This window comes from Hydrogenophaga sp. (assembly GCF_019264445.1).
Lineage (GTDB): Bacteria > Pseudomonadota > Gammaproteobacteria > Burkholderiales > Burkholderiaceae_C > Hydrogenophaga.
The window spans coordinates 1-14,879 of the sequence record NZ_JAHVAB010000036.1 but is presented as its reverse complement, the minus strand read 5'-3'; the positions used below and the strand labels follow the sequence as shown (position 1 = coordinate 14,879).

Genomic DNA, 14,879 nt, shown 5'->3' with positions numbered 1-14,879 from the left:
CATTGAAAAAGGAGAACCGAAATGACCCACGAAAACCCCTACCGCGACGTTCCCTCCAGCGACTTCGACCCCTACGCCACCGAGGTGCTGGCCGACCCCTACCCGCACTACGAGCGGCTGCGCGAACTCGGCCCGTGGGCCTGGCTGGAACGCTACGGCGTGCTGGCGGTCGCGCGGCACGACGAGGTGCAGCGCATCCTGTCGCAGCCCGACGTGTTCTGCTCCAGCGCGGGCGTCGGCCTGGCCAACTTCCACACAGAGAAACCCTGGCGCAAGCCCAGCATCATTCTGGAGACCGATCCGCCCGACCACGGCCGCACCCGCAAGGTGGTGGCCCGGGTCCTCTCGCCCGCGTCCATCGGCCGCCTGCGCGCCACTTTCGAGGAAGTCGCGGCGCGCATGGTGGACGAACTGGTCGAGCGTGGCTCGTTCGACGCTGCCAAGGATCTGTGCGAGGCCTTTCCGATCAAGGCGTTCGGCGACGCCGTGGGCCTGCCCGCCGCAGGCCGACAGCACCTGCTGCCATATGGCGATATGGTGTTCAACGGTTTCGGCCCGATCAACGAGCGGTTCCGCAGCCGCATGGAAAGCGCCGGGGAAACCGTCGACTGGATCGCCAAAGTCTGCCAGCGCGACGCCCTCACCAAAGACGGGCTGGGCGCGCAGCTCTTCGCGGCCGCCGACGCTGGCGAAATCGAACATGAAGAGGCCGGCATGCTGGTGCGCACGCTGCTCTCCGCCGGCCTGGACACCACCGTCTTTACCCTGTGCAACGCCATCCAGAGCTTTGGCCGCCACCCCGAACAATGGGCGCTGCTGCGCGAAGACCCTTCGATGGCCCGCCAGGCGCTGGAAGAGGTGCTTCGCTACGACAGCACCTTCCATTCCTTCTACCGCACCAGCACGCGCGACGTCGAGCTCGGCGGCATCACCGTGAAAGCAGGCCAGAAGATCGCCGTGTTCATCGCATCGGCCAACCGCGACCCGCGCCGCTGGCCCGATGCAGACCGCTTCGATGTCACCCGCCGCGCCACCGGGCACATGGCCTTTGGCACCGGCATCCACGGCTGCGCCGGCCAGATGATGGCCCGGCTGGAAGGCGAGATCGTGCTCACCGCGCTCGCGCGCCGCGTGGAGTCGATCCGCCTCGATGGACAACCCGTCCAGCACTTCAACAACACGGTGCGCGGCCTCAAGAGCATGCCGGTGACGGTCACGCCGCTGAGCGTTGCCGTGCACTGAACCCCCACGTCAGAAAGACACCCACGATGCCCCAGATTGTTTACGTTCAACCCGACGGCACCCGCGAGGCCGTGCCCGCCAGCGCGGGTGCCACGGTCATGATGACCGCCGTCTCCCACGGCATTGCCGGCATCGTCGCCGAGTGCGGCGGCTCGGCCATGTGCGCCACCTGCCACGTGTATGTGGACCCGGCCTCGGTCGGCTTCCTGCCGCCCACCAGCGAAGTCGAGAACGAGATGCTGGCCAGCGCCGCCAGCGAGCGCCAGGACAACAGCCGCCTGAGCTGCCAGCTGGTGCTGGCCGAGGGCGTCGACGAATTGGTCGTCCACATCCCCGAGCGGCAGGTGTGATGGCACACGGGATCGTCATCGTCGGCACGGGCCAGGGCGGTTTCCAGCTCGCCGCCTCGCTGCGTGAGGCGGGGTTCGCCCACCCCATCACCCTGGTGGGCGACGAGCCCGGCCTGCCCTACCAGCGCCCGCCGCTGTCCAAAGCATTCCTGCAGGGCAAGGTGGACGAGGTGGGCCTGCTGCTGCGCCCGTCGGCGTTCTACGAGCGCCTGAAGGCGCGCATTCTGGATGGCACGAGGGTGCTGGGCATCGATCGCGGGGCGCGCACCGTGTCGCTCTCGAACGGCGAAACGCTGCCTTACGACCACCTGGTGCTGGCCACGGGCGCGGCCGCCCGCACGCTCGATGTCCCGGGTGCCCAGCTCGACGGTGTGTGTGTGTTGCGCGGTCTCGACGATGCCCGGCGACTGAAGGACCGGCTGAAGCAGGCGGGTGCGGTCGCCGTGGTGGGCGCTGGCTTCATCGGCCTGGAGCTGGCCGCGGTGGCGCGGGGCATGGGCATGGCCATGCATGTCATCGAGATGTCTGAGCGCCCCCTGGCGCGCGCGCTCTCCGAGCCCATGGCTTCGCACCTTCAACGGTTTCACGAGGCCCAGGGCACGCGCTTCCACCTGTCGGCGCAGCTCGACGCGATCGAGGGCGAAGACGGCCACGCCACCGGCGTCTGGCTGCGGGACGGCACCCGCGTGGCCGCCGACCTCGTGGTGGTCGCCGCCGGTGTGAGCCCGAACGACACGCTGGCGCGCGACGCCGATCTGGCCGTGGGCAACGGCATCGAGGTCGATGAGCTGCTGCTCACCAGCGACCCGGCCATTTCCGCGCTCGGCGATTGCGCCAGCTTCCCGTTTGCCTGGGGCGGGGGGGCGCGCGTGCGCATCGAGTCGGTGCAGAACGCGGTGGACCAGGCGCGTTGCATCGCGGCGCGCCTGTGCGGCCAGCCCGTGCCGTACGCGAAGGTCCCCTGGTTCTGGAGCGACCAGGGCGACTGCCGGCTGCAGATGGCCGGACTGGCGGCGCCGGGCGATCGGTGCGAGATCGAAGGCGATCCATCGACGGGCCGTTTCTCGGTGCACCGGTTCCGCGGCAACGAACTCAGCGCCGTCGAATCCCTCAACGACCCGGGCGCGCACATGCGCGCGCGCAAAGCCCTCGTTCCCACGCCCGCGACGGCGTGAACCCCTTTTTCATTTTCAACCGTTTCCCATCGAGAAAGAGACAACCCATGACAGCAACCACATCCCGGGTCATCGCGGTGACCGGCGGCGCCAGCGGCATCGGCTTCGCCTTTTCAGAAGCCCTGGCGAAGTCCGGCCACCGTGTCGTCATCGCCGATCTGCGCGGCGCGGCCGAGGCCGCCGAGCGGCTCACCGCGCAGGGCCTGCAGGCCATCGGCACGCAGACCGACGTGATCAAGCCCGATCAGGTCGCGCAGATGGTCGAGCAGACCGTCAAGGCCTTCGGCCGCTTCGACGTGCTGGTCAACAACGCCGGCCTGTTCACGACGCTCGCGCTCAAGCCCTTCGACCAGATCACCGAAGCCGAATGGATGCGCGTGATGGAAGTCAACACGCTGGGCCCCTTCGTCTGCGCCAAGGCGGCCGTGCCACAAATGCGCAAGAACGGCTTCGGCCGCATCGTGAACATCGCGTCCACCACGCCGATCAAGGGCACACCCAACATGCTGCACTACGTGGCAAGCAAGGGTGCCGTCATCGCGTTCACGCGCTCGCTGGCCCGCGAACTGGGCAAGGACGAGATCACCGTCAACGCCATCGCACCCGGCTTCACGCTGAGCGACGGCGTGCTGGAGAACGACCTTCACAGCAAGATGGGCGACGTGGTCCGCAAGACCAGCCGCTCGCTGCAGCGCGACCAGGTTCCCAACGACCTGGTGGCGGCCCTGCTCTTCCTGGCCAGCGACGGCGCTGGCTTCATCACGGGCCAGACCATCGCCGTGGACGGCGGCTCGGTCTTCATCTGAGCCGCATGCCCATGAGCAACACCAACTACACCGCGCCGTTCCTCTACATCGATGGCGAGTTCATCGAGGGCGGCGACCGTCCGCGCCAGGACATCGTCAACCCGGCCAATGGCCAGGTCATCGGGTCGCTGCCGCACGCCAGGCGGGACGACCTGGACCGCGCACTGCTCGCCGCGCAACGCGCTTTCGAAGGCTGGCGCAAGAGCTCTCCGCTGGAGCGCTCCCGCGTGCTGCGCCGCGTGGCCGAGCTCACGCGGGAACGCGCGCCCCACATCGCCGCACAGATCACCCTGGATCAGGGAAAACCGCTGAGCGAAGCCCTGCTGGAGGTCACCACCTGCGCCGAACACGCCGAATGGCACGCCGAGGAATGCCGCCGCATTTACGGCCGCGTGATTCCGCCACGATTGCCGCATGTGCGCCAGCTGGTGCTGCGCGAGCCGGTGGGCGTGTGCGTTGCCTTCACGCCCTGGAACTTTCCGTTCAACCAGGCCATTCGAAAGATGGCGGCCGCCATCGGTGCCGGCTGCACGCTGGTGCTGAAAGGTCCGGAAGACTCGCCCGGCGCGGTGACGGCGCTGGCGCAGATGTTCCACGACGCGGGCCTGCCGCCGGGCGTGCTCAACATCGTGTGGGGCGTGCCCGCCGACGTGTCGGACCACCTCATCCGCTCTCCGATTTCGCGCAAGGTGTCCTTCACGGGCTCGGTGCCCGTGGGCAAACAGCTGGCGGCGCTGGCCGGCCTGCACATGAAGCGCATCAGCATGGAGCTGGGCGGGCATTCGCCGGTGGTGGTGTTCGACGACGCCGACGTGGACGACGCGGCGAACCTGCTGGCGCGCTTCAAGGCGCGCAATGCCGGCCAGCTGTGCATTGCCCCCAGCCGCTTCTTCGTGCAGGAGAGGGTCTACGACCGCTTCCTCGACACGTTCACCAAGGCGTATGGTGGCCTCAAGGTGGGCGACGGCATGGACAAGTCCACGCAGATGGGACCGCTGGCGCATCTGCGGCGCGTGGATGCCATGGAAGGCTTCGTGGCCGATGCGCTCGAGCGCGGCGCCAAACTGGCCAGTGGCGGCGCGCGCCTGCCGGGGCCTGGCTACTTCTACCCACCCACGATCCTCACCGACATCCCGGACGACGCGCGCCTGATGGTGGAAGAGCCCTTCGGGCCGGTCGCCCCGATCACCCGCTTCAGGAACACCGACGAGGTTCTGCAACGCGCCAACGCCCTGCCCTTCGGCCTCACCGGCTTCGTGTTCACCGGGTCCATCAAGACCTCGGAACGCATGGTCGATGGTCTGGAAGTGGGCATGGTCAACGTGAACCACTTCGGCATCACCCTAGCCGAAACGCCCTTCGGCGGCGTGAAGGACAGCGGCATCGGCAGCGAGGGCGGCAGCGAGACCTTCGACGGTTACCTCACCACCAAATTCGTGTCTCAGGCCAGCCCGGCTTGAACACCACCCACAACAAGCCTGCGGCACCCAGGGAGCTGGAACGCTTTTTCCCATCCACCCACGGAGACACATTCATGATGCAACGAAGAACCCTGATCAAATCGGCCACGGCAGCCGCCACCCTTGGCCTGCCCGGCCTCGGCGCCCTGGCCCAGCAAGCCGTCACCCTGAAGTTCCACACCTTCATGGCACCCACCTCCAACGTGTACCTCAACGCGCACAAGGCGTGGATGAACAAGGTCGAGAAGGACGCGGGCGGCCGCATCAAGTTCGAGGGCTACCCGGCCATGCAACTGGGTGGCTCGCCCGGGCAGCTGTACGACCAGGCTCGCGACGGCGTGGTCGACATCGTCTGGACACTGGCCGGGCTGACCCCAGGCCGCTTCCCGCGCACCGAGGTGTTCGAGCTGCCGTTCATGACGGTGGACGCGATCGGCGCCTCGCGCGCGGCCTGGGAGTACCTGCAGACGCACGCGGCCGACGAGTTCAAGGACGTGCAGCCACTGGCATTCCACACCCACGGCCCGGGCGTTCTGCATTCCAAAACGAAGCCGATCATCAGCGCCGCCGACCTGCGGGGCCTGAAGATGCGCGGGCCGACGCGGCAGGCCACGAAACTGCTCACGGCGGCAGGCGCCTCCGCAATCGGCCTTCCCTTGCCGCAGATTCCCGACGCGCTGTCCAAGGGAGTCATCGACGGCGCGGCCTTGCCCTGGGAGGTGATTCCATCGGTCAAGGTGCATGAGCTGGTGCAGCACCACAGCGAGTTCGCGCAGGGCAAGCCTGCTCTCTACAACACCGCTTTCGTGATGGTGATGAACAAGAACAGGTACGCCGGGCTGCCGCCCGATCTGCGCAAAGTGATCGACGACAACTCGGGCATGGAAACCTCCGCCTGGTTCGGCAAGGTGCAACAGGACCAGGATCCGGTCAGCCGCAAGATGGCAACCGACCGCGGCAACAAGGTGCATGTGTTCACCGACGCCGAGGCCGCCGAGTTCGTCAAATTGACCGGCGGCATCTCCAGCGAGTGGGTGCAGGAAATGAACCGGCGCGGGCAGGACGGCGAAAAACTGTTGGCCGGCGCCAAGGCGCTCATTGCCAAGCACAGGGTGGCATGAGCGGCGGCGCGCGCCTGGCCATCGCGCTGGGAGACCCGAACGGCATCGGGCCGGAGATTGCGCTCAAGGCGCTCGCGGCGTTGCCGCAGGCCGAGAGGGAGCGCTTCTCCGTGTTCGGTCCGGGCGAGGTTCTGCGCCGCACCGCGCATCAGCTGGGGCTGAACGACGTGCTGGCCGGCGTGCGGCACCACGAGGCGGGCACGCTCGAGGCCAGTGCGATCGCGCCCGGGCGCATCGACGCAGCGGCAGGCGCATCGGCCGTGGCCAGCGCCACCGCCGCCATCCGGGCCGTGCAGGCGGGCGATTGCGACGCGGTCATCGCCTGCCCGCACCACGAAACCGCCATCGCCCAGGCCGGCATCGCTTTCAGCGGCTATCCCTCGCTGGTGGCGCGGGTGTGTGGGCAACCGACCGATTCGGTGTTCCTCATGCTCGTGGGCGGTGGGCTGCGCATCGTGCACGTGACGCTGCATGAGAGCGTTCGCACCGCGCTGGACCGGCTGCACACCGATCTCATCGTGCGTGCGGCCCGCGCCGGCGCCCTGGCGTGCACGCGCCTGGGTGTGGCCTCGCCACGCATCGGCATGTTCGGCATCAACCCGCATGCGTCCGAAGGCGAGCTGTTCGGGCCGGAGGATGCGCAGATGGTGGTGCCCGCGGTGGAGAAGCTGCGCGCCGAGGGATACCGGGTGAGCAACCCCGCCGGTGCCGACACGCTGCTGTCCGAAGGCGGGCATGACCTGTACGTGGCGATCTTTCACGACCAGGGACACATCCCCATCAAGCTGCTGTCGCCCAAGGCCGCCAGCGCGCTGTCGGTGGGAGCGGGTGTGCTGCTGTGCAGCGTGGGCCACGGCAGCGCGATGGACATCGCGGGCCAGGGCATCGCCGAACCCGAAGCCGTGCTGCGCTCCATCCAGTTGGTGAGCACAGGCCGTGCCGCGCATGGACCTTCAACGCCATCCGCCCGCTCACCCATCGAACAGTAGCCCCACGCAGGACCACGGGATTTCCGCGGTTCTCTCATCGCAAGGTGAGGCTCCTTCATAGTACGGCCATATCTTCATTGCGAACCCACGATCAGACGATCGACACCGAGCCACCGACACCCTTCGACCCGAGCCCACCGGCCCTGCCCGAGAACGTGGTGGGCATTGCCAGAGCCGAACGCCATTGGGGCGGTGTGCACCTCGCCGTGACCGACTTTCAATGCAAGGGTCGCGTCGTCCATCCACTGGGCAGTGAGCACGGGCCCCGGCTCAGCATGGTGCTGGACGAGGTGGGTGGCCGCTGCGAGCCCCGGCTTCGCGAGGATCAACCCTGCCCCGTGGCCTACATACCCCGGCACATGACGTTCATGCCCGCGGGCATGGAGGTGTGGGGCTACGCCGACGGACTGCGGTTCGCGCGCGATGCCACGCTGCAGTTCGACCGCGCGGAACTGGAGACGCGGCTGGGCACCCGCATCGATGCGCAGACGGTGCTCGACCCCAGGCTGCGCTTCGCCGACGACGGTGTCTGGACAGTGGTGCGGCTGTTCGTGGCGCCGAGACGGCACCACAGGTGCTCGCCACCGTCATGCAGCTCGCGAAGCGGATCGGCAAGGTCGGTGTGGTGTCAGGTGTCTGCTACGGCTTCATCGGCAACCGAATGGCCGAGGTCTACACGCGCGAAGCCGAGTTCCTGTTGATGGAGGGCGCCACGCCCTCCGACGTCGACGGCGCGGTGGAGGCCCTCGGCATGGCAATGGGTCCTTGCCGCATGCTGGACATGGCCGGCATCGACGTCGGCGCCAAGACCGTGATCGAGTACGGCAAGGCGGGCGGGCTGCCACCCGATCCGAGCTACCGCGCCCTGGTGCGCCGGCTGTTCGAGTTGGGGCGCTTCGGCCAGAAATCCGGCACTGGGTACTACCGATACGAAGGTCGCCAGGCCTTGCCCGACCCGGACGCCGCCCACCTGGCGCGCGCCGTGGCGGCCGAACATGGCATCCCGCAGCGCGCGGACATCCCCCGGGAGGAAATCGTGGAAAGACTCTTCTATCCGATGATCAATGAGGCCGTGAAGATCCTGGACGAAGGGATCGCCTACCAGCCCGGGGATGTGGACGTGATCTGGACCGCGGGCTACGGTTTCCCCGATCACCAGGGCGGGCCGCTATTCATGGCCGACGAGATCGGATTGGAGCGGGTCCTGGCGGGTATGTAGCACTTCGCGCAGGTGCGGGGCAATGCCTTCGGCTACTGGACGCCGAGCCGGCTGCTCACCGAGCTGGCGACGCGGGGACAACGGATCAGCGACTGGAGGCGCGCAACATGAGAGAAGCGGTCATCGTGTCGACGGCACGCACCGGCATCGGGCGCGCGTTCAAAGGGGCACTGAACCACACCAGGTCACCTACCCTGCTGGGTCATGCAATCGCGCATGCGGTCCAGCGCGCGCGTGTCGACGCCGAAGAGATCGACGACGCAGTGATCGGCACCGTGCTCGCTGCCGGCACTGCGGGCATGAACATCGCGCGCAACGGTGTGCTGGCCGCTGGCCTGCCCGTCACCGTCGCTGCGCAGACCATCGACCGGCAATGCGCCTCCGGCCTCATGGCCATCGCCACTGCGGCCAAACAGATCGTCGTGGATGGAATGAATGTGGTGGTCGCGGGCGGGCAGGAAAACATCAGTGCCGTGCAGAAGCGCTACTTCGATTGGGCGTCTGCCGAAGTCGACCCACAAGTGGCGCGGCATGTGCAGCACGCCTACATGCCCATGCTCAAAACCGCAGAATTCGTCGCTGCCCGGTATGGCATCAGTCGCGAGGCACAGGACGCTTATGCGCTCGAATCTCAGCGCCGCACGGCGTCGGCCCAAGCGCAAGGCAGATTCAGGGAGGAAATCGTCCCGTTCGAGACGGTCATGACGGTCAGGAACCCAACCACGGGAGAGGTTGGCCACCACCCGGTGCGCCTTGACCACGACGAAGGCAGCCGGCCGGACACGACGCTGGACAGCCTTTCGGCACTGAAGCCGGTGATTGAAGGCGGCAGCGTAACGGCCGGGAATGCCAGCCAGCTGTCCGACGGGGCCTCGGCGTGTGTGTTGATGGAAGCCTCCATGGCACACCGACGGGGGTTGCCAGTGCTCGGCATCTACCGGGGCATGACGGTCGCCGGCTGTACGCCGGAGGAGATGGGGATCGGACCGCTCCATTCGATTCCCAAGCTGATGGCGAATTGCGGCTTGAAAATTGGCGACGTAGGGCTATGGGAACTGAACGAAGCGTTTGCCTGTCAGGCCCTGTACTGCCGAGATCAGCTCGGCATCGACCCGGCCCTCTACAACGTCGACGGTGGCGGTATTTCCGTAGGCCACCCCTACGGCATGACCGGTTCGCGCCTTGTTGGCCACGCATTGATTGAAGGCCGGCGGCGCGGCGTCAAGTACGTGGTGGTCGCCATGTGCGTAGGCGGCGGTATGGGAGCCTCGGCACTTTTTGAAGTTGCCTAGTCAGTATTGACACTTGCAGCATCCTCGGCACGATCATCTCGGCAACATTTTTTGGGCAGCACAAGCTGGGCACACATCGGGCACAGCGCGTTGCCGTTCATGAGCAAGGATTCCTTGGACATCAGTGACCAGGCTAGGAGAACAACTCACGCTCAATCAAAGCTAAGTATCGGTTTGTATAGAACAGATCCGGCTGGTGATGCCGGGGACGCACCAACACCTTGAAGGCAGGGGTTCCTGGAGCGTCTGAATCAAACGTCACCAACGCAATTCCTGATATCTCACAGAGGGCGTCGAGTCTCGCGATCTCGTCCTCGTTGGCCTGTTGCGGAATAACGAGATATGAGCGATGGCAGAACAGCCGGTAGGCACAGGCTTGCCCGAAGGCTGTGACTAACTGCATCGTGTCTACCTTGATCTCAGCTGCCACTATCTCGGTAGGCGCCTTAATCACATCACTTCGACGGGACTCACGCTTGCCGATGACATCGGGCGTGCCCCATCGATCACGGAAAACGTTGCCTCCCAGTGGGATCGCATGCGTTACTTCTTCCGCTTCATTTTTTAGCCAGTCGGCGAAGGTGCGATAGAAGGCGCTCTCGCGCACTCTTGAGGCCGTGTTCCCGTTAGCCTTTCCCGAATCCTCGATGACTTCGGAATCTTTGAAATGGCAGTGCATGTACAGCCCTTTTGAGGGCTTCCACACTTCATTCGGGAGTATGACCTCCAAGCTCCACAGAGACGAATTGATCGTCCCGGTATTAAACGACGGAGTCGACTCACGGAGCATGCGGTGAAGCTCAGAATAGTGAAGCCCCTCCCGGTGAGCAAGCAATAGCCCTACCGCTTGACGGCGGATGTCGTCACGAATGCCAAGACTCTTCACGTTGCCCACCTCCGGCTGAAACCCTCCCGGCACGCAGTGCTGCGTGCCACAAGGTTGCGGTTCGTTGCGGCCGTCTGCCCAACTATCGCCTCGCGGTTTCAGCGAATGCAACGGAAGATCGGGCAGAGATTTTAGTCGATTTTCGCATAGTCTAATCCGGCATTGATCCTTGAGCCACTCCTCCAGCAAGTGGTTCGATGAAGTTCCCTCCCCATTCCGACGTCCGCAAAGTCTTTATTGAACAGCTTCGCGCAGTCCGAATCGACTTGGGCACTACCCAGGCGGAGTTGGCGAAGGTGTTGGGCATCCAACAGAGCGACGTGAGCAAGGTGGAGCGTGGCGTCCGGCGATTGGATGTAGTTGAGCTTCGGGCATGGCTGGCGGCCATGGCTGTGCCGTTCGCCGACTTTGTCAGTCAGCTTGACGCAGAACTATCTTCACGAGAGTCCCTGACTAAGGCTTGGAAGCGCCGCAGCCCCACGAAAAGCTCGAAAACGACATCTCTCCGCAAGTAAGCAAGCTGCAACTTTACGGCTTTCTACAACTCCCATGGAGCCCCACCCACCGGTGGATGCTCGCTCAGCCAATCGGAATCATCCAGATGTGATCCGATATGAGAGATGCGTGGAGGCGACTTACTTCTACGGTCCTCAAGCAGTGAAGCCGCTTGGGCTACTCGCTCGACTAGTTGCCCCCCACTGCGGAGATGGAAGCGCTTGACCTTGTACGCTTGACCGCGGACACGAGGAAGCAGCTGCTCCAGCTCTTCCTGCGAACCGCCCGCGTCGACTCGCTGACAAAAGTTGTGAACCAGCGCCCGGACCCGCGAGCGTTCTTTTGGAGGAAGTGACGGTTTCGCGTTCCCGACGAGCTTGAGTATCTTGATCTGGCCGTCTGCTTGCATCACCTCGTGCTTGCCTGTGTGCACAAGAAGTCCTTTCGTTGCCAAGGCCGCTGAGACTGCTCGTACCACCCAATCAATGCGCTGAGAGCTCAAGTGCTCGGCGCTTGACAAAGTGATGTCGTCGACGTGTCGAGAGTATCGTGTCACTCCAATTGAATCTAGCTTGGTGATGAGTTTTGACTCGACATCCCACAATGCCAAGTTCGCTAGATAGCCACTTGTAGGCGCCCCCTGCTCAAGGTGCCCATCTCGCGTCGTAAGCATGGCCAACAACTCTGCCACTTCATCAGCAAAGCCAAAGAACCTCCCCCAGATGTCGCGCACTACGTCAAAGCTCACGCTTGGGTAAAACTTCGAGATGTCTTCCTTGACCACCGTTCTGGCACCAACGTGGATTTTCACGCTATCGGTGTAATCTTTTCCAGGCACTCCACCCGTCAAATATTCGGGATATACAACCTGCCGTAGGAAGTGCGCGTTGATACGGTGCAATACGGTTTTGAGTGGTTGGCGTGTGTCGTAGAGGGTGCGCTCTGTGCCATCGTCCTTCAGGACAGTCTTCGCGACAAAGTACATGCGGGAAGCGCTTCTTGCAAGTCTATGGAGCTGACTTGGCTCCATGCCCAGAGGGTGCCGCAGGGAGTCAACCGACTGCAGTCGGTCGCGAAGGTATTTTGGAGCGCTCATTCCTGCCTAAGCAAGTCGAGAGCCAGTTTGGAAAAGCGTTGCGCAGTCTCCTTGTCCAAGCCTTCGAGCTCGCTGCTGTCCGAGGCCAGGAAGATGACTATAGGAACCGGAACATCGAGCGCCTCCGCCACTTTTCCGATAAGCGCCAGTGTGGGCTCACGCTTGTCATTTTCCAATCGAGACAGGTAGGAAACTGAGATGCCCGCGCGCTCAGCAACAGTCTCTAAAGATAGCGCCTTTGCGGTCCGACAGAGCTTCAGTGCTTTCCCGATTTTCATGTGATGGCAACAAAAGTGTGGGTCTTGTGTGCTCGCGCTCATTCACTTCAAAAGCGTCATCACATTCGTGACGATGCTCAGCAGTGACGCCAAAAGCTGTGCGGCTTCTGACGCGATTCGCCACTGATCGATGGCATCTGCTTCATCGGCCTGCTTTTTGAGCTGGCCGATCTTGAACTTCATAACTGCTCGCACTTCGGTGTTGAGCTGACCGTGGGTCAGATCCAAGAGCTCTTCGAGCTCTTGAAGCTGCTTCTTCAAGTTACGCATCTGCGTTCTCCATACCAGGCACATGCCTGCCGCCCAAGAGCAATGACCGGAAAGGAGTCGCTCAACACCTCAAGACCCACCACCGACGAAAGAGGTTTTAGCCGCCCTTTCCGCACTAGACAGGCTGCCGGTCGACATCCACTGCTCAGAAGAGCCGCTGATTGCCACCTGCTGCCGCTGATCGCGGGAAGTTCGACACCTCGCTACGTGCTCGCGGTCACCCACGCCCACGCAATAGCCAGATGTTGGTCCCATCTAGCGCCAGCTCATGCCAGCGTGAAACGGTCCTATCTCAGACGAACTGGAGAAAAAACTATCTACAACTTGAAGAACACACGAGCGAAACGCTCGCCCAAAACGAATTAGAGCACAGAAGCCGCTGTTTGGCAAAAATATTGCCTCTTGGACAAAATTCCGCTAGGCGGTCCTCAAGTTACTCCCCAGTCACTATTCCATCTACTTCCTTAACTGTTAGATCAAGAATAACTTATTGATAACTAATCATTTTTTTACTTAATCTATGAGTTCGCCGGCTATATACATGGACGAGCTCCCCGAATTTCCGCGCGCAGCGCTGGAAGCCCTGCGCGAACCGCTGGAGAGCGGCCACATCCGCATTTCGCGCGCGGCCATGCAGAGCGAGTTCCCCGCGCGCTTTCAGCTGGTGGGCGCCATGAACCCCTGCCCCTGCGGCTTTCTGGGCCATCCCACCAAAGCCTGCCGCGACACGCCCGACCAGGTGGCCCGCTACCAGGGCAAGCTCAGCGGCCCGCTGCTCGACCGCATCGACCTGCACGTGGAAGTGCCCGCGCTGCCGGCCAACGACCTGCTGCACGGCGTGGCGGGCGAGCCCAGCGCGTCGATCCGCGAACGCGTGCAGGCCGCGCGCGCACTCGCCCAGCGCCGGCAGGGTTCACCCAACCAGGCCCTGGCCGGCCAGGCGCTGGACGCGCACGTGAACGCCGAAACGGCGGCGCTCAAGTTCATGCACACCGCCGCCGCCCGCCTGGGCTGGAGCGCGCGCGGCACCCACCGCGCGCTGCGCGTGGCGCGCACCATTGCCGACCTGGCCGGGCTGGAGGCGGTGGGTGTGGCGCACGTAGCCGAAGCGGTGCAGTACCGGCGCGTGCTCAAAGTGGGCGGCTGAGCCCCGGGCGCAGGCCGCGGGAAATCCCCGGCCACGGCGTGGCGGCGGTCTGCTGGTATGGTTTCCCCCTTTCCGCCCAACCCCCTTTCCCCCATTCCCAAAAGGAGACCGCCATGACCTACCCCAACACCCAGCTCTTCATTCAGGGCGAATGGCGCGAGGCCAAGGCGGGCGAGTCGCTGGCCGTGTTCAACCCGGCCACCGGCAAGGAAATCGGTCGTGTGGCCCATGCCCGCCAGGCCGACCTGGACCTGGCCCTGGCCGCCGCCCAAAAAGGCTTTGAGACCTGGCGCGACACGCCGGCCATCACCCGCTCCAAGACCATGCGCGCGGCCGCCGCGCTGCTGCGCGAGCGCGCGGGCGCCATTGCCGCGCTGCTGACACAAGAACAGGGCAAGCCGCTGGCCGAGGCCAAGGGCGAGGTGCTCGCCGGCGCCGACATCATTGACTGGTTTGCCGACGAAGGCCTGCGCGTGTACGGCCGCATCGTGCCTTCGCGCGGCAGCCTGGCCATGCGCCAGATGGTGCTCAAGGACCCGATCGGCCCCGTGGCCGCCTTCACGCCTTGGAACTTCCCGATCAACCAGGTCGTGCGCAAGCTCGCGGCGGCATTGGCCACCGGCTGCTCGATGATCGTGAAAGCCCCGGAAGAAACCCCGGCCGCGCCCGCCGAGCTGGTGCGCGCCTTTGCCGACGCCGGCCTGCCCGCCGGCGTGCTGGGCCTGGTGTACGGCACGCCGTCGGACATCTCCAGCTACCTGATCGCGCACCCCGTCATCCGCAAGATCACGTTCACCGGCTCCACGCCGGTGGGCAAGCAGCTCGCGGCCATGGCCGGCCAGCACATGAAGCGCGTGACCATGGAGCTGGGCGGCCACGCGCCGGTGATCGTGGCCGAAGACGCCGATGTGGCGCTGGCCGTGAAAACCGCCGGCGGCGCCAAGTTCCGCAACGCGGGGCAGGTGTGCATTTCGCCCACGCGCTTTCTGGTGCACGAGAGCATCGCCAAGGAGTTTTCGGCCGCGCTCGTGAAGCACGCCGCCGGCCTGGCGG

15 protein-coding genes and 1 pseudogene are annotated in these 14,879 nt (G+C 64.7%); 12 read left to right on the top strand and 4 right to left on the bottom strand.

The features are described from left to right. The first annotated feature begins 21 nt into the window (after positions 1–21). From KXJ60_RS05385 to KXJ60_RS05345, 9 genes are all read left to right on the top strand, one after another. A complete protein-coding gene (locus KXJ60_RS05385) occupies positions 22–1,242 on the top strand; it encodes a cytochrome P450 (protein ID WP_291124850.1) in 1,221 nt (406 codons plus the stop codon). A 26-nt stretch (positions 1,243–1,268) separates the two neighbouring features. Further along, complete coding sequence (locus KXJ60_RS05380) at positions 1,269–1,592, top strand: 2Fe-2S iron-sulfur cluster-binding protein (RefSeq protein WP_291124846.1); 324 nt, start codon at positions 1,269–1,271, stop codon at positions 1,590–1,592. Further along, positions 1,592–2,767: an FAD/NAD(P)-binding oxidoreductase gene (locus KXJ60_RS05375; RefSeq protein WP_291124842.1), complete on the top strand. Its 1,176-nt coding sequence runs from the start codon at positions 1,592–1,594 to the stop codon at positions 2,765–2,767. Before KXJ60_RS05380 ends, KXJ60_RS05375 begins: the two co-directional genes overlap by 1 nt. A gap of 47 nt (positions 2,768–2,814) precedes the next feature. Further along, positions 2,815–3,573 (top strand): glucose 1-dehydrogenase, encoded by a 759-nt coding sequence (locus KXJ60_RS05370; RefSeq protein ID WP_291124840.1) that lies wholly within the window; start codon positions 2,815–2,817, stop codon positions 3,571–3,573. Between the two features lie 11 nt (positions 3,574–3,584). Further along, on the top strand, positions 3,585–5,033 hold the full coding sequence (locus KXJ60_RS05365) for an NAD-dependent succinate-semialdehyde dehydrogenase (RefSeq protein ID WP_291124838.1): 1,449 nt from the start codon (positions 3,585–3,587) through the stop codon (positions 5,031–5,033). A 74-nt stretch (positions 5,034–5,107) separates the two neighbouring features. Further along, entirely contained in the window at positions 5,108–6,154 is a 1,047-nt protein-coding gene (locus KXJ60_RS05360; protein WP_291124836.1) for a TRAP transporter substrate-binding protein, read from the top strand. Beyond that, positions 6,151–7,143, top strand: coding sequence for a 4-hydroxythreonine-4-phosphate dehydrogenase PdxA (locus KXJ60_RS05355; protein WP_291124834.1), 993 nt, complete (start codon positions 6,151–6,153; stop codon positions 7,141–7,143). Before KXJ60_RS05360 ends, KXJ60_RS05355 begins: the two co-directional genes overlap by 4 nt. Positions 7,144–7,717: 574 nt before the next feature. Continuing rightward, entirely contained in the window at positions 7,718–8,362 is a 645-nt protein-coding gene (locus tag KXJ60_RS05350) for a 3-hydroxyacyl-CoA dehydrogenase family protein (protein ID WP_291124832.1), read from the top strand. Positions 8,363–8,469: 107 nt separating this feature from the next. Next, entirely contained in the window at positions 8,470–9,654 is a 1,185-nt protein-coding gene (locus KXJ60_RS05345; protein WP_291124830.1) for an acetyl-CoA C-acyltransferase, read from the top strand. A gap of 133 nt (positions 9,655–9,787) precedes the next feature. Here KXJ60_RS05345 and KXJ60_RS05340 read toward each other — a convergent pair whose 3' ends face one another. Further along, entirely contained in the window at positions 9,788–10,540 is a 753-nt protein-coding gene (locus KXJ60_RS05340; RefSeq protein ID WP_291124828.1) for a hypothetical protein, read from the bottom strand. Between the two features lie 197 nt (positions 10,541–10,737). Between KXJ60_RS05340 and KXJ60_RS05335 the strand changes: the two genes are divergently transcribed. Beyond that, positions 10,738–11,055: a helix-turn-helix transcriptional regulator gene (locus KXJ60_RS05335; RefSeq protein WP_291124826.1), complete on the top strand. Its 318-nt coding sequence runs from the start codon at positions 10,738–10,740 to the stop codon at positions 11,053–11,055. A gap of 23 nt (positions 11,056–11,078) precedes the next feature. Here KXJ60_RS05335 and KXJ60_RS05330 read toward each other — a convergent pair whose 3' ends face one another. The 3 genes from KXJ60_RS05330 to KXJ60_RS05320 form a co-directional block, all read right to left on the bottom strand. Next, on the bottom strand, positions 11,079–12,020 hold the full coding sequence (locus KXJ60_RS05330; protein WP_291124824.1) for a reverse transcriptase family protein: 942 nt from the start codon (positions 12,018–12,020) through the stop codon (positions 11,079–11,081). A 107-nt stretch (positions 12,021–12,127) separates the two neighbouring features. After that, a complete protein-coding gene (locus tag KXJ60_RS05325) occupies positions 12,128–12,409 on the bottom strand; it encodes a helix-turn-helix transcriptional regulator (protein WP_291124822.1) in 282 nt (93 codons plus the stop codon). 42 nt (positions 12,410–12,451) lie between these two features. Further along, positions 12,452–12,679, bottom strand: coding sequence for a hypothetical protein (locus tag KXJ60_RS05320; protein ID WP_291124820.1), 228 nt, complete (start codon positions 12,677–12,679; stop codon positions 12,452–12,454). 535 nt (positions 12,680–13,214) lie between these two features. Here KXJ60_RS05320 and KXJ60_RS05315 point away from each other — a divergent pair. Together KXJ60_RS05315 and KXJ60_RS05310 are read left to right on the top strand one after the other, a co-directional pair. Continuing rightward, a pseudogene (locus tag KXJ60_RS05315) lies at positions 13,215–13,826 on the top strand (ATP-binding protein); the annotation flags it as partial. A gap of 113 nt (positions 13,827–13,939) precedes the next feature. Further along, positions 13,940–14,879, top strand: a 940-nt coding sequence (locus tag KXJ60_RS05310) for an aldehyde dehydrogenase family protein (RefSeq protein ID WP_291124818.1), incomplete at its 3' end; no start/stop codon positions are given.

Excerpts from the sequence above, each read along its gene's own strand:
- KXJ60_RS05385 (WP_291124850.1), top strand. The coding sequence starts at position 22 with ATGACCCACGAAAACCCCTACCGCGACGTTCCCTCCAGCGACTTCGAC.
- KXJ60_RS05380 (WP_291124846.1), top strand. The coding sequence starts at position 1,269 with ATGCCCCAGATTGTTTACGTTCAACCCGACGGCACCCGCGAGGCCGTG.
- KXJ60_RS05375 (WP_291124842.1), top strand. The coding sequence starts at position 1,592 with ATGGCACACGGGATCGTCATCGTCGGCACGGGCCAGGGCGGTTTCCAG.
- KXJ60_RS05370 (WP_291124840.1), top strand. The coding sequence starts at position 2,815 with ATGACAGCAACCACATCCCGGGTCATCGCGGTGACCGGCGGCGCCAGC.
- KXJ60_RS05365 (WP_291124838.1), top strand. The coding sequence starts at position 3,585 with ATGAGCAACACCAACTACACCGCGCCGTTCCTCTACATCGATGGCGAG.
- KXJ60_RS05360 (WP_291124836.1), top strand. The coding sequence starts at position 5,108 with ATGATGCAACGAAGAACCCTGATCAAATCGGCCACGGCAGCCGCCACC.
- KXJ60_RS05355 (WP_291124834.1), top strand. The coding sequence starts at position 6,151 with ATGAGCGGCGGCGCGCGCCTGGCCATCGCGCTGGGAGACCCGAACGGC.
- KXJ60_RS05345 (WP_291124830.1), top strand. The coding sequence starts at position 8,470 with ATGAGAGAAGCGGTCATCGTGTCGACGGCACGCACCGGCATCGGGCGC.
- KXJ60_RS05335 (WP_291124826.1), top strand. The coding sequence starts at position 10,738 with ATGAAGTTCCCTCCCCATTCCGACGTCCGCAAAGTCTTTATTGAACAG.
- KXJ60_RS05330 (WP_291124824.1), bottom strand. The coding sequence starts at position 12,020 with ATGTACTTTGTCGCGAAGACTGTCCTGAAGGACGATGGCACAGAGCGC.
- KXJ60_RS05325 (WP_291124822.1), bottom strand. The coding sequence starts at position 12,409 with ATGAAAATCGGGAAAGCACTGAAGCTCTGTCGGACCGCAAAGGCGCTA.
- KXJ60_RS05320 (WP_291124820.1), bottom strand. The coding sequence starts at position 12,679 with ATGCGTAACTTGAAGAAGCAGCTTCAAGAGCTCGAAGAGCTCTTGGAT.